At 53.9% G+C, this 13,744-nt stretch carries 12 protein-coding genes; 3 read left to right on the top strand and 9 right to left on the bottom strand.

The genetic code is table 11. From position 1 onward, the window contains the following. Positions 1-490: 490 nt before the first annotated feature. From IPM39_16690 to IPM39_16675, 4 genes are all read right to left on the bottom strand, one after another. A complete protein-coding gene (locus IPM39_16690) occupies positions 491-2,134 on the bottom strand; it encodes an IS1182 family transposase (protein ID MBK8987689.1) in 1,644 nt (547 codons plus the stop codon). Between the two features lie 49 nt (positions 2,135-2,183). Further along, positions 2,184-2,849, bottom strand: a complete 666-nt coding sequence (locus IPM39_16685; GenBank protein ID MBK8987688.1) for a hypothetical protein — start codon at positions 2,847-2,849, stop codon at positions 2,184-2,186. A gap of 908 nt (positions 2,850-3,757) precedes the next feature. Further along, positions 3,758-4,861: a hypothetical protein gene (locus IPM39_16680; protein MBK8987687.1), complete on the bottom strand. Its 1,104-nt coding sequence runs from the start codon at positions 4,859-4,861 to the stop codon at positions 3,758-3,760. A gap of 110 nt (positions 4,862-4,971) precedes the next feature. Continuing rightward, positions 4,972-5,235, bottom strand: coding sequence for a peptidoglycan DD-metalloendopeptidase family protein (locus tag IPM39_16675; protein ID MBK8987686.1), 264 nt, complete (start codon positions 5,233-5,235; stop codon positions 4,972-4,974). A gap of 205 nt (positions 5,236-5,440) precedes the next feature. Here IPM39_16675 and IPM39_16670 point away from each other — a divergent pair, with 205 nt between their 5' ends. Next, positions 5,441-6,373, top strand: a complete 933-nt coding sequence (locus IPM39_16670; GenBank protein ID MBK8987685.1) for a transposase — start codon at positions 5,441-5,443, stop codon at positions 6,371-6,373. On the opposite strand, the gene IPM39_16665 is transcribed toward IPM39_16670, so the two are convergent. The 3 genes from IPM39_16665 to IPM39_16655 form a co-directional block, all read right to left on the bottom strand. Continuing rightward, entirely contained in the window at positions 6,326-7,660 is a 1,335-nt protein-coding gene (locus IPM39_16665; protein ID MBK8987684.1) for an RHS repeat-associated core domain-containing protein, read from the bottom strand. The genes IPM39_16670 and IPM39_16665 overlap by 48 nt on opposite strands. A 133-nt stretch (positions 7,661-7,793) precedes the next feature. Next, positions 7,794-8,057 carry a hypothetical protein gene (locus tag IPM39_16660; GenBank protein ID MBK8987683.1) on the bottom strand — a complete coding sequence of 88 codons (264 nt, stop codon included), beginning with the start codon at positions 8,055-8,057 and terminating at the stop codon, positions 7,794-7,796. Positions 8,058-8,073: 16 nt separating this feature from the next. Further along, positions 8,074-8,937 (bottom strand): hypothetical protein, encoded by an 864-nt coding sequence (locus IPM39_16655; protein ID MBK8987682.1) that lies wholly within the window; start codon positions 8,935-8,937, stop codon positions 8,074-8,076. 112 nt (positions 8,938-9,049) lie between these two features. On the opposite strand from IPM39_16655, the gene IPM39_16650 reads away from it, so the two are divergent. Next, positions 9,050-9,910 (top strand): tyrosine-type recombinase/integrase, encoded by an 861-nt coding sequence (locus IPM39_16650; protein MBK8987681.1) that lies wholly within the window; start codon positions 9,050-9,052, stop codon positions 9,908-9,910. Then, positions 9,907-11,526: a tyrosine-type recombinase/integrase gene (locus IPM39_16645; GenBank protein MBK8987680.1), complete on the top strand. Its 1,620-nt coding sequence runs from the start codon at positions 9,907-9,909 to the stop codon at positions 11,524-11,526. Before IPM39_16650 ends, IPM39_16645 begins: the two co-directional genes overlap by 4 nt. 220 nt (positions 11,527-11,746) lie before the next feature. On the opposite strand, the gene IPM39_16640 is transcribed toward IPM39_16645, so the two are convergent. Both IPM39_16640 and IPM39_16635 read right to left on the bottom strand, forming a co-directional pair. Continuing rightward, the gene (locus tag IPM39_16640; protein MBK8987679.1) at positions 11,747-12,349 is read right to left on the bottom strand and encodes a hypothetical protein; all 603 of its coding nucleotides are present in this window, start codon (positions 12,347-12,349) and stop codon (positions 11,747-11,749) included. Further along, on the bottom strand, positions 12,321-13,643 hold the full coding sequence (locus IPM39_16635; protein MBK8987678.1) for an RHS repeat-associated core domain-containing protein: 1,323 nt from the start codon (positions 13,641-13,643) through the stop codon (positions 12,321-12,323). Before IPM39_16635 ends, IPM39_16640 begins: the two co-directional genes overlap by 29 nt. Positions 13,644-13,744 lie beyond the last annotated feature (101 nt).

Here is a 13,744-nt window from a genome sequence, read left to right as displayed (position 1 = left end):
CCACACCGCATGATTGTACCTTGTCTTCTGCCTGTCTCGCCTCTGTTTGGGTCCTGTTTGGCGAGACGACGCGGGAAAATGCCGTCTGCTGCGGCCGTCGCGCACCAATCAACAGCTAACAGTGAACGGGGAACAGGGAACGGCCGTTCCTTACCTCATCTCCTGGAAATACTTTGTGAACTGTGGGCAGAACGGCCGTTCCCGCCCCACCACCTGGATAAATTGCGTAAACTGTGAGGGGAACGGCCGTTACCACCCCACCACCTGGATAAATTGCGTAAACTGTGAGGGGAACGGCCGTTATCACTCAATACTTGTCAGTATGCGGCCTATAATGGTTCTCCCGCAATTTATGTGATCAGATTTGATCCAATATGGTTTGATCCGTTGACAACAAGTTGATCAGTCGAGCACATTTTACGATTCAGGTAGACTAAAGAAGCTACTGTCCACCTTTTCACACAAATTGATGTTGTTGGCGAACTCTAAATTAGCCAGCTAATAGAGCAAAACGGGACTTTGGTGTCGCTGCACGTGGTACATCATTGAGCCAGGCAATAATCCGCAAGAGATTCCCCGCTGCTGCGGTTGCCAAATTTTGCAGGTGCGTTTTTGCGACGCCTCGATAGCGTGATTGCCGAGCTCCCAGAGTATAAGCTACTTGCGAGACAGTACCCTCAACACCTGCGCGCAGTTGACAGGCTTTCTTGAATTCCATTGTTTGCTGCCGTTGGCGAGCTTCTTGTTGGGCTTCAAAATGTGCTTGCGGCGCCAAAACAGTGAGTGTCCTCCTTTTTTCCTTGTTGTTGGTGCACAAATCGACCTGGGGACAAGCATTACAGTCTTTGCAGCGGAACTTGATTTTCACAACAGGACGCTGCGAACGAGTTTTGGCCAATGACCAACTGCAACTGGTTTGGTTTTGAGGACAAACAGCGCACTCATTATCCCAATCAATCGTGAAATGACGACTGTCATACCCTTGTTGACGCACTTGCCAACTGTTGTCATTTGGTACTGCACCCATGAGGTTAAGGCCATAATCCTTATCCGCCTGAACCAGATGCTCAACCGACATATAACCCTGATCAACGTAATGTTCAGCTGGTAGAATTTCTTTCCGTGCCAGGTGGTCATGAATAATACCCGTTACCGCATGGTCAGGTTCAGTGCTTGTTCGTGTTTCGACGTTGATGATTAAGTTGGGAGAATCTGCACCGCAGGTTTCTGTCAGATGAACTTTATACCCTGTCCAGGTGATATCTCGTTTGCTACTACATCGTGCCTCAAGTTCATAGGGTGATGTAATTCGCAGCGCTGAAGGCGGCTGATCTTTTTGCTGACGCAAGCGTATCTGCCTATCATCTTGATAAAAATTCTGTAGCCATACTTGTCTGAGAACCTCGACTGCCGATAGTTCCCTTAGTTCAGCATGATTAACGCCCCAATAGATCTGTTCCAAAAGAAAAATACCGTCCTGACCGACACGCTTGGCCCAGGCTTGACGTTCTTCCTCTTTCTTGGGCAGCAGATAGTTGCTGGTCCGCTGGCTATAATGGTCAAACCACTCGGCGTTGACTTGTCGTTTGAGCCAGGCTGGTGCTTGAACTGCAAGCTCGTTTAGCGCACAGCGCAATGTCTCGTGCACCAACTCCAGTTGATTTAAGTGTCGCATAGCCGCCAGAACATAGGTTGAATCGGTGCGTTGTTTTCCTCGTTGCTTCAGGAATTTCTTCTCCTTGAAGCAATCCAGCATCTTTTGGAGTAATAGTTCTGCCTGGCCCCCAGCGATGAGCCGCCCCCGGAATTCACTTAAGACTGAATAATGAAAGCCAGTATCTTGCATCTCCAAGCTGAGTGCGTACTTCCAATCGATTCGGGCTCGGACAGCATCCGCTGCCTGACGGTCTGTTAGATTCTCGGCAAACTGCATTACGGTGATCAACGCTAATCGCCATGGTGCTATGGCTGGCTGACCCGTATGTGAAAACAGGTCGGTAAATTGTTTATCATCGTAGAAAACGCCCAATTCATCTCTCATCTGCATATAGATATTCCCATTGGGGAATGCAGACCAAGCAATTTCGACTGTGAGTTCAGGAATATCAAGAATGGGTTCGCCGGGTAACGACATCAGAGACCTCCATTTGTTCGAAATTTGGCCCTGAGTATACAATTTTCGCTCAGAAACGCTCTCCTGAGAGTTCGCCAACAACATCAAATGCGGGAGAACCATTTACGGGCGCATATTGACAGCCGTTGGCGTCGTAACTGTAGGTAACGCCGTTAGCTGTGGCGACGGCATGTTTATGGGCAGTGCTGTATGTATAGGCTGCGCCATCAAAACTGGTGATATTGCCAATCTGGTTGTAGACGTAGGCGGCACTGTAGGTGGGGGTAACGCCGTTGCCGGTGGCGCTGACAAGCCGGTTGAGATGGTCATAACTGAAATCTTGAATGTCCGTGCCGGTGTTACTCGCAGTAGTCATTTTGGTGATATTGCCCACCCGGTCATATTCGTAGGTGAAATCGGGCCAGGCATCGCCATCGCCAGCCCCAGCGCTACCATGCTGGATTGTCATCAGACGGAAGTTGCTATCACCCGTACCACCCACATTGGGGCCGTCATTTTGCGGGTGATAGGCATAGGTCGTATCGGCAATGTTGCCGTCGCGTTCCAGGAAGGTCATCTGGCCCATGGCATTATAGCGGATATTGGTGACCAGTTCGTTGTCGCCGGCTGTAAGACTGTTTTCGCCTTCCCGGTCGTAGTCTACTGTCACTACTTCGCCGGTGGGGTAGGTGATGGCTTGCGGCCGTTGTAGGGCATCAAAGTTACCGTAACTCATCGTGTAGCTGCGGTTGTCCAAATTACTCTACCGGCGCAGGTATATCAGCCTGTGACCAATAAATCGGGGAGCTTCTAGAAATCTCCGTAACATCACAACCCAAATCTCCCGGCACTGCTGAATTGGTTTCCAATTCTAGCAGGTGTGGCGGGGAAAAAAAAATTGGGGGGGGGGGCGGGGGAGGCGGGGTGTGGTTTCCCCGGGGGGGGGGGGGTGGGGTTGGGGGGGGGGGGGGGGGGGGGGGGGGGGGGGGGGGGCGGGGGGGGGGGGGGGGGGGGGCGGGGGGGGGGGGGGGGGGGGGCGGGGGGGGGGGGGGGGGGGGGGGGGGGGGGGGGGGGGGGGGGGGGGGGGGGGGGGGGGGGGGGGGGGGGGGGGGGGGGGGGGGGGGGGGGGGGGGGGTGGGGGGGGGGGGGGGGGGGGGGGGGTGGGGGGGGGGGGGGGGGGGGGGGGGGTGGGGGGGGGGGGGGGGGGGGGGGGGGGGGGGGGGGGGGGGGGGGGGGGGGGGGGGGGGGGGCGGGGGGGGGGGGGGGGGGGGGGCGGGGGGGGGGGGGGGGGGGGGGGGGGGGGGGGGGGGGGGGGGGGGGGGGGGGGGGGGGGGGGGGGGGGGGGGGTGGGGGGGGGGGGGGGGGGGGGGGGGGGGGGGGGGGGGGGGGGGGGGGGGGGGGGGGGGGGGGGGGGGGGGGGGGGGGGGGGGGGGGGGGCGGGGGGGGGCGTGGGGGGGGGGGGGGGGGGGGGGGGGGGGGCGGGGGGGGGGGGGGGGGGGGGGGGGCGGGGGGGGGGGGGGGGGGGGGGGGGGGGGGGGGGGGGGGGGTGGGGGGGGGGGGGGGGGGGGGGGGGGGGGGGTGGGGGGGGGGGGGGGGGGGGGGGGGGGGCGAACGGTGAAATATTTGTCAGGGGGCATACCTCGGTCATGGTTTCCAGATTTTTGATGCAAAGCAGACCTTCATTCCAAAGCGCGATTTGCTTGCCATCAGGAGACCAGGAAACCGATTCCGAGGTGAGAAACTCATCAGTGAGTAGTTGCCAATTACCGCTTTCTGTTTCGACAAGATATAGATTCTCGATGCCCCATGGCACATTTCAAAAGGAGACTCGCTATTCGGCTTGACGCCAACTAACAATTGTAACGAAGAAGGAGACCAAAGAACCATCGTCTCAATGTCAGGATCATCGGTTAACTGTTGTTGTTCAAGCGTTTCACTGTTTATCGTAAAAAGATCGTATTGCCCTCCGACATCAGCTACATAAGCGACGGTTTGCCCGTCTACCGCCCATCCCGATGTAAAGAGAATCTTTTCCATTTCAACCAGAACCCTGTTTTCACCGGAAACCACATCATATACAACCAACTGATCAGGAGACGCTTCATCATGCCGGGCAAGGTACAGAATGGAAGAACCATCATCAGACCAGAACACTTTGAAAGGTGGCACTCCTAAAAAGTTGAAGGGCGATATTTCCCCCGTTTCCACGTCAAAAATAAACACATTTTCTGGTAAGGAGGGCTGCTGTGATAAAGGATTTGCATCTACAACGATCTTTGTCCCATCAGGAGAAATAGCCTGTCCGTACAGCATTATTCCCTTTGTGATAAAACGGCTGCTGCCACCTGGCTGAAGCGCATAAATGTGGTCTTCGTCATTAATCGTCGCCCCATAAAGAAACATACCATCTTCTTCGAAGGATACGGGGGACGGTGTGGCTAATTCCAACGTCACTGATTCTGGTTCCCCTTCTTTATCCGGATCCGGTGTGGGCCTTGTCATCTGCTGAGTGGGGGTAACAGAAGCTATGGGAATAGTGGCAGCAGCGATTGTTTGCGGCGTTTCAACAGGAGCTACTGTCTGAATAGCAGTGGGCAGCATCGTGGCAGGCTGAACTTCACTTTGTGTTGCGCTTTGGCAGCCAGCCAACAAAATGTAAAGGAATACAAATAAATACAAAGGTGTCGTTTCATTTAAACCTGACAGATATTTAATATGATGTTTTATTGTTGCTTGCAGACTGTTCATAATTTTCACCTACCTGGCAAAATCGCTTTTTTGAGCGTACTTGTCATATTATTCAGCGAGGCTGGATCAAATCCTTACGCAAAATGAAGGGAAACCCTCTAATCAGATGATTATGGGATATTCCAAATTAGTCTTGGATCAACAAGAGACAGTTCGTGCCATGCCGTAACGTGGGTATTATAAGAGTCTTCATTCGTCACGTTTGATCCTCTTCCTAAAGCTCCGGCGGTTCCCATATGTACTTCAAGGTGAAGATGAGCGCCATCTGATCTACCTGTGTCGCCATATTGTCCAACCACATCCCCCAATTGAACCACTTGGCCAATAGTGATAGATTCATCTATGGAAGCAAGGTGCTGATATTGAACATACACCGACTCCCCTCTCTCTAATCCCAAGGCATCACGTATATTTGCAGGGATAACATCATAAACATATTCTATGATGACGACATTTCCCGTGCCGAAGTTTGCATTTGTAGAGTCACTGTATCCACAAACTAGACATTATCCAAAATAAAAAGTAGCACCAAAGGGCTGTAAAATCAGCCGGAAATCAAAGAAAAAGAGGTGCTACCTGATGTTATCATACAGTAATCTACAAAAAGAGCCGAAACTGCTGCAAGCCTTCACAGGATTAGATGAAGCAGAGTTTCTGGAGTTACTCGTTGCTTTTGACAATACCTGGCAAGCCGACGAAAGAAAAAGAGCCAGTAGACGCCTAAATCGAAAACGCAAAGCAGGCGGTGGTCGGAAACTGGGTCTTGAATTGATGTCCGACCGGTTGCTATTCATCCTGATGTATATGAAACTCTATCCCATCCAGGAATTGCAAGCATTTATGTTTGGGCTTAGTCAAAGTCAGGCCAACCGCCTCATTCAACGCACCGCCGATGTTCTCAAAGAGGCTTTGCAACAAATGGGACACCTACCCGAACGAGATGGACAACAACTGGCGCAGGTATTGGCGCAATGTGAGACCCTGACGTTCACGCAAGATGGGACTGAGAGACGACGACAGCGGCCCAAAAAGAACCAGGAAGTGTACTATAGTGGCAAAAAGAAGTGTCATTCGGTCAAAAATCATCTGGTTGTTCATCCTGATAATCGGCGTGTCTGGTTTCTCAGCAAAACCGTCCCGGGCAGTAAACATGACAAAAAGATAGCTGATGAGGCGGCATTATCTTTCCCTGACCATGCCGTCGTTGAACAAGATACCGGCTTTCAGGGGTATGAACAAGATAACATCATCATTGTGCAACCCAAGAAAAAGGCCCGTGGCAAAGACCTGTCAACCGCCGACCGCTTTTTGAATAAGGCTATCGCTTCTGGACGTATCATTGTGGAAAACGTGATAGCTGGCGTCAAGCGGTGCCGGATTGTTAAGGATGTTTTACGTAATTGGAAAACAAGTTTTGACGACCTGGTCATGGCCATAGCCTGCGGTTTACACAATTTACGTGTTTCATTCCGTCATGCAGTTGAGACCATTAACCTGCTCGATCTTATTTAGGATAATGTCTACTGTACAAGCATCTGCAACGCGGACTCGCCCAACAGCAATCGCAAGAAGATCATCGGGAGTATCTTTGTCATTGCCAAGATCGACACCATTATGATAACTAGGTGGTTTGCCTTCTTCTGGTGCTGGCCGTGTTGGATCAGGATCATAGTCGAATCCTATATCATAAAAGCCCTCCAAAGGATCTCCTAGAGAAGGAGGTGATGCTGGTGGAGGCTTGTAAGGACCACCAGCTTCACAAGCTGGCGGATCATCGCATTCACGGTGGCCTGTCGGATCGATCATATTAAGGGGTGAATTTCTTACATAGCTGTACCTGTTCAGGGATTGGGGGTTGGCGGGGTTGGGTACAATGGTGTCCGCGCTGATGAATCTGCCTAATGTGGGCGAATACCAACGCGCCGCCATGTATACCAGCCCAATGTCTTCCGCCCCCGTCCCCAGGTTGTTGTGCATGTGGCCGGTGAAGCCCCGGTCGGTCAGGTTGGCGGTGGGTTCGGTGCGCCAGTCGCCGAAGGGATAGTAGCGGGCCGTGCTGCCGCCTACCACCGCGCCACTTGTGGTTGTGGCCAGGCTGGTGGAGCCAAGATGGTCGCTGTGCAGGTAGTAAAGGGTGTTGCTGCCGCCCACCACCTGCACCCGTAGGGCTACCGACTGGCCGGCAACGGCGTAGGTGATGCGCCGCGTCGTTATGCTGCCGTTGACTTCCTCCTCGTAGCCGGGGAAGGGGAAGTAGCTGGCCTTGCCGCTGGGTCTGACTGTCTTCACCCGTATCCCGGCGGCATCATAGGTAAAGGTAGTGGTGCTGCCGTTGTTGACCACACTGGCCAGTTCGTTCTCCACGTTGAAGTTCTGGGCATGGTCGTTGGCCGACCCGGCGGCATTGCGGAAAGTCAGGTTGCCGTTGGCGTCGTAGCTGAAGGTGACGCCGTGGGCGGCCGTGACCGCATGTTTGTGCAGGCTGCTGCCATAGGTGTAGCCAGCGCCATTGTAGCTGGTCAGGTTACCCAGGGTGTTGTAAGCGTAGGTGTGGGTGTACTGGCCGCCGCCTGCGGCGTTGGTCGCTGCTGACGTCAGCCGGTTGAGATGGTCGTAGCCAAAGGTTTGCACCTGGTCGCTGTTCATCTTGTCCAGGATGGTGGTGAGGTTGCCCACGTCATCGTAGACGTAGCGTAAATCCAGCCGTTGTTCCAGTGGGGCAGTGTTGCGGTTGGTGTAGGTGCAGCGGTTGGAGGCGTGGGGCGCGGTGCAGATGCGCCAGAGCTTGGGTTTACCCAATGGAACGTATTTTATCGAGGATCTTTGAGCGGTTTTCATAACAAGATGTTACGGTCTGAAATGGAAAATAACTTCTCAGACCGTAACATCCTGTTGACTCGCTCCCGCTGGTCCTACCCTACAAAATACCCGTTTACTGCTTGAAATGCTGTAACTGATCAAATACAAAGCGTAGTTCCTGACTTAGCCTCCCTTCATCATCTAGAGAGTCTCCTCCGCCGGGACGGTAAAGAGAAAGAGAAAGGATAAGATCGTCATAGAACTCTGCATCGGAGAATTCTTGAATTAACAGTGCTTCGATTTTATTAGCTAGAGCAACTGAACGATCTTTCCCACTCAGAAATATCCGAATTAGGTCAGTTAATTCCTCAACTGTACTATTCTTGAGTTCTCTCATAGTTTGTAACCATTCTTTACCTGGGTACCATGACCGTAACGATATGGTTTGGATCATTTCCAGATACTACAACATATGGACGACTAGGCAATTGGGTTGCTCTTACTTGGATTGTATTTCTTACCGGATCGAATCGAACTTGATTTCCAGAATCCAGTATATTGTCGACAACTGCCAAGTTTGTAGCTGGTCGACCTAGTCCACCAAGAGCAATCCGTTCAGCGGCGTGTGCTGAGATTGTACGACCTCCAGGTGTGACCCCATATCCAGTAGCCCCTGGATAATTCTGTCCCAACAAAGAGCGAGAGGCGAACTCAGGATCATATTGAGTTAGAGCAGTTCTAGGGGAAGATGAAGCACCCGGCGTTGATAGTCTGTGGGAAACTCCTGCCGTCAACGCACCAATAGCATAGTCGGCTGAGCCACAACCGCCGCCGGTCATGGCACACTCCACGGCCGTTTCCACCAAACCACCTACTGCTGCTGCGGCCGTGGGATGGGCGGCAGCAGCAGCTACAGCCGTGGTCTGCACCTGGGCTACAGCTACCGTACCATAAGTTGTTAACGCTGGTGCTGCTGCGCCTAATGTGCCCCCGACAACAGCGCCAACCACGGCTCCGGCAACAATTTTACCGGCATCAATGTCGGTTGTCAGGGCAGCCGTGAAACTCTGCCCATTTTGCATGTTCTGATAAACCTGTGCTCCGTAGCCTACAGCCGCGCCACCGATTGCACCACCGATTGCGCCAATGCACCAGGGGCAATGGCCGCTTGGGTCGTTCAGGACAAGAGGCCGGTTGAAAACGTAGGTGTAGCGATTGAAAGTTTGAGGTTGCGCGGGGTCTGGAATGATGGTGTCGGCGCTGGCGAAGCGGCCCAAACCGGACCACTTATATTAACCACAAATTCGTAAACTCCTGGGCGGCATGAGACCTCCTAAGAGTAGAATGGTTCATCTCACCTAACCATCTCTACTCAATAGGAGGCACATCATGTTCGATGAAATTGAACGCTTTGTCAACTGGGTACGCCGCCGCAGTCCCCATGCCCACACCTGGCAGGATTATCGCAGCGACTTGCAGCAATTTGCCCGCATCGTCGGCGACCGGCCGCCAACCGCAATCACGCTCGCCGATATTGACCACTTTGTGCTGGCGCAGGCCGATGGCGGGATGAACCCCGCCACCATCAATCGCCGTTTGGCCGCCATCACCTCGTTTTACACCTTCCTGGCCGACGAAGACCCCGACCTGCTTTGCCCGGTGCTGCCCCATCGCCACAACTTGCGCCAACGGCGGCGACTGCCCCGCCCTGTACCCGAAGCTGAACTGAATCGCTTTCTGGCAATCATCGAGGATAAGCGCGACCGAGCCATGTTTTTGCTCATGCTCCGCTGCGGGCTGCGCATTGGCGAGGTGGCCGGGCTGAAAGTGCGTGACCTCTATCTGGCCGAAAAGCCGCCGCGTCTGCTGGTGACAGGCAAGGGCAGCAAGGAACGCAGCGTCTACTTGTCACCGCAAGCAGCATGGGCTGTACAGGCGTATCTGGCAGAACGGCCGTCCGCTCCCATCGACACCCTCTTTCTCAGTTACCAACTAAACGGGCTGTCTACCACCGCCATTCATAAGCGGCTGATGGTTTACCGGGAACAGGCTGGCATACAACTGACCGCTCACCAACTGCGCCACACCTTTGCCAACGATTTGCTCACGGCTGATGTCCCTGTCACCAGCATTCAAAAGCTGTTGGGACACGCCTGGATTACCACCACCCAGACCTACGTGGCCGCCAATGACCGCCAAGTGCAGGCCGACTTTTACCAGGCAGTCACGACAATGGAGGGTTGGCAATGAAGTCGTTAAAGTCGCACGATGACACGCTCTCTGCGGCCGACCGCTACACCTGTGCCCTGCGTAACGGCCGTAAATCGCGTTTGCCGCCCGGCGTTTCTGACCCGCAACCTCCGGTTGTCTGGCCGCCCGAAAACGTAGCGCTGCTGGAACGCTACCGCGCCTGGCTGGTGGGAGACGGCGCTGGACACACCTGCATTGACCTCTACTACCTGCCGGTGGCCGGGCACATCCTCGGTTTCAACCTCAAACCCCACCCGCAGTTAGATTTGGACAACGACCTGGAAAAAGTGATGGCCTATGCCCAGGCTAAACAACTCAGTGCGCGGGTCATTGCCATGTATCGCAGCGGCCTCAACCGTTTTCGCCGCTTCCTGCTGCTAGAGCGGGGCGTGGTGGAGACCACTGTCAACTTCAAGCCGCCCAATATCGCCCGTTACCAGGAAGGTCTGCCAACTTGGTTAGTCGAGCAGTTGACTCATTATCAACAGATACGCCAGGCCGGTTGGCGGCCGGCGCGGCTCAACCAGGCGCTGCTCAAGTTTTGGAGTACGCATACCCGCCTCTTTCGCTGGCTCTTTGCCCACTACCCCATCACCGTCCTGCACGACATCCGCCGCGACCATATTTTTGCCTACCTGGACGAACGGCTGGCGGCGGGCGCAGCCGTCAAAAGCGTCAACCAGGAACTGCGTGCCTTTCACGCCGCTCTCCGCTTTCTGCAAGAACGGGATTTCGCCGTGCCGCAGGCGCTGCTGCGTCTGCAAGGTCTCAAAGAGCCAGACGCCCTGCCCCGCTTCCTGACCGATGAACATGTCAACGCCCTGCGTACTGACCTGGAGCAGCGCGTAAACCAGGCCCCAACCCCGGTGGCAAAGCGCAACGCCCTGCTGGATAGAGCCGCCTTCTACCTGCTCTGGCAGGGTGGCCTGCGCCTGGGCGAAGTGGAAGAACTGACGCTGGCTGACCTGAATCTGACCCAACGCCATCTGGTCGTGCGCCGGGGCAAGGGGTTGCAAGACCGGGCCGTGTATCTGACCGATGGCGCGGTTGCCGCTTTAACCGCATATCTGGTGGTGCGCGGCAGCAGCCAAACTGACCACGTTTTCCTCTTTCGTCACAAGCCGGTCTGTAAAGACTTTATTCGCGGCCGCATCAAAGCCGCTGGAGAGCGAACGGGCGTCAAAGTCACCCCCCACCAACTGCGCCACACCTTCGCCACCCAACTACTCAACGCCGGGTGCAAGATTACCACCATTCAAGCCTTGCTCGGCCACCGCCATCCCAACAGCACCCTCGTCTATGCCCGCCTGCACGACCACACCGTCGCCGCCGACTATCTGGCGGCCATAACCATCATTGAAGGCAGGTTGGCACAGCCTGGGCAGCAGTCATCTGCCCACCATTCAGGCATCAACGGTCAGAACCCACCTGCAAACGAGGATGCAGCCCGCTTGCTGACGCTGGCCGCCGCCCTAGAAACGGAATCCCTGACAGCAAACCAGCAGGCTATCCTCAACGAATTACAGCAGGGCCTGGCCGAGCTGCTAAACGAAATACCAAAACAAGTTGTTAACGAGCCAGCCAAGCTCCTATCAGAGCCAATGCCCTGGCCCTAAAGTAAGTCCGGGGTGTGGGAGCCTAGCCTTTTCTTTGGTTCTTTCTTTTGGGCGATGCCAAAAGAAAGAACAGGGATGTTGGTAAAAAGAGAAACAGGAACTCCATTAAGGACTCCTGCTTCTCTTTAATACCCAATTGAAAATTGTAAGTGTAGTGTAGGACGGCAGTGACACCGGCCACAGCGACTAATGGAAGACCATGCCCCAGCAGCGGAATGTTTTAAAACAAATCTGGTCTTTTATCATGTAAGAATTTTATTAGACGTTTCTGATTTGATAAGCCAGACATTAAGGGGACACCGCCACGACCTACCCATAATAATAAGCCAATAGGGTAATAGATGACACCCACATTGCGAATGCCTAACACGTAAAAACTGGGTAACAGGGGCAATTTCCTCACGCGTATGACAGCCGACCATGCTAACCACTTGCTCGAAAGTAGCCCGAATAGTGTCGAAACTTTAATACCTTCATCTCTTACTTCTATGGTTGGGAATAGAGAGAAGGCAAAACTTGCGGCAACCAAAGCGAGTATAGGAAGAATGATCATCCCATCTCGGAGTAAGTAATGTGTGTAGCGCTCAACAAAAATTTGATCTTGAAAGTCAATTACTGAAATACGTAGAGATAGTAATCGTCTATTTTCGTTAAATAGTGGTTCCATTAAGTGTATAATTGCTGCCAATGATATGAATAACCATAGACAACCAAGCAGGTAGGATACCAGACGGTGTGGAATGGGATTTTCAAATTTCATAATGGTTGCTGAATTGTTAGTTGTAGTCATTTTGTTATTGTCCATAATTGTATCCATCATCATAAAAACTCTTAGGCCACCATATTCCATAACCCCCGCCGCTAGGGTCAGACATATAACGGTAAATCTCCCAAGTATAGTTTAGGCCAATACTAACATCTAATTCTTCACCGCCCAGTCCACTTACAGAGAAGAACCATGCATCATTACCAATCGACTCACTATATTGTAAGCTTACTCCCCCAGTTATAGCAGCTTCACCATTGATCCCCCAGGACCAATCCCACATGACACTATTGTCTGGAGCGTTAAAGCCAAAAATCACGCCACCACCAATAGAGCCACCAAGTGTCATACCAGCGCTACCGCCAAGACTACCCATAACGCTAACTTCCCATGAATCCCAATTGAAGACGAAATCGAACCCGATTTCACCTCCAAGGATTGCACCACCGCCACCACCTATATGAATACCCAAAATGTCCCAATTGCTATTGTCAGCTAGCCAACGCATGGTACCCCACTCCTGACTATCATATCCATTGATGGCATTGGTTATTTGACCAAGCAAGCCACTGTCCACCTCGTTGGCGGTATTTAAACCTTGAATAAAAAGTCTCATTTGAGCCATATCCATGATGCCGACAAACTCTAGAGGAATACCAAATTCATTTGCTGTTTGTTCAGCAAAGGCCCAACACTCCTCATCACCTTCTTCAGCGCAATGGCCGGATGAATCTGTATATCGCAGCGGATTATTTCGAACATAGGCGTAGCGGTTGAGGCTTTGCGGGTCTTTGGCATCTGGTACAATGGTATCTGCCGAGATGAACCGGTTAATATAAGGCAAATACCAACGGGCCTGCATATATACAAGGCCGATGTCATCGGGGGCGTTGCCAAGGTTGTTGTGCAGGTGGCCGGTGAAGCCCCGGTCTGTCAGGTTGGTTGTCGGTTCGGTGCGCCAATCGCCGAAGGGGTAGTAGCGGGCGGTGCTGCCAGCCACTACCGCGCCACCCGTGGTGGTGGACAGGCTGGTGGAGCCAAGGTGGTCGCTGTGCAGGTAGTAGAGGGTGTTGCTGCCGCCCACCACCTGCACCCGCAGGGCTACCGCCTGGCCGGCAATAGCGTAGGTGATGCGCCGGGTGGTGGTGCTGCCGTTAACCTCCTCTTCGTAGCCGGGGAAGGGGAAGTAGCTGGTCTTGCCGCCTGGCTTGACGCTCTTCACCCGGATTCCGGCCGCATCGTATGTGAAGCTGGTGGTGCTGCCGTTGTTGACCACGCTGGACAGTTCGTTTTCCACATTGAAGTTCTGGGCATAGTCGTTGGCCGCCCCGGCGGCATCGCGGAAAGTCATGTTGCCGTTGGCGTCGTAGCTGTAAGTAACGCCGTGGGCGACCGTGACCGCATGTTTGTGCAGACTGCTGCCATAGGTGTAGCCAGCGCCATTGTAGCTGG

Source organism: Candidatus Leptovillus gracilis (assembly GCA_016716065.1).
In the GTDB taxonomy this organism is placed as follows: domain Bacteria; phylum Chloroflexota; class Anaerolineae; order Promineifilales; family Promineifilaceae; genus Leptovillus; species Leptovillus gracilis.
The sequence above is the reverse complement of the archived record's forward strand: the minus strand, read 5'-3'. Positions and strand labels throughout refer to the sequence as shown.

Excerpts from the sequence above, each read along its gene's own strand:
- IPM39_16640 (MBK8987679.1), bottom strand. The coding sequence starts at position 12,349 with ATGATGATGGATACAATTATGGACAATAACAAAATGACTACAACTAAC.
- IPM39_16690 (MBK8987689.1), bottom strand. The coding sequence starts at position 2,134 with ATGTCGTTACCCGGCGAACCCATTCTTGATATTCCTGAACTCACAGTC.
- IPM39_16680 (MBK8987687.1), bottom strand. The coding sequence starts at position 4,861 with ATGAACAGTCTGCAAGCAACAATAAAACATCATATTAAATATCTGTCA.
- IPM39_16660 (MBK8987683.1), bottom strand. The coding sequence starts at position 8,057 with ATGAGAGAACTCAAGAATAGTACAGTTGAGGAATTAACTGACCTAATT.
- IPM39_16670 (MBK8987685.1), top strand. The coding sequence starts at position 5,441 with ATGTTATCATACAGTAATCTACAAAAAGAGCCGAAACTGCTGCAAGCC.
- IPM39_16635 (MBK8987678.1), bottom strand. The coding sequence starts at position 13,643 with ATGACTTTCCGCGATGCCGCCGGGGCGGCCAACGACTATGCCCAGAAC.
- IPM39_16685 (MBK8987688.1), bottom strand. The coding sequence starts at position 2,849 with ATGAGTTACGGTAACTTTGATGCCCTACAACGGCCGCAAGCCATCACC.
- IPM39_16645 (MBK8987680.1), top strand. The coding sequence starts at position 9,907 with ATGAAGTCGTTAAAGTCGCACGATGACACGCTCTCTGCGGCCGACCGC.
- IPM39_16650 (MBK8987681.1), top strand. The coding sequence starts at position 9,050 with ATGTTCGATGAAATTGAACGCTTTGTCAACTGGGTACGCCGCCGCAGT.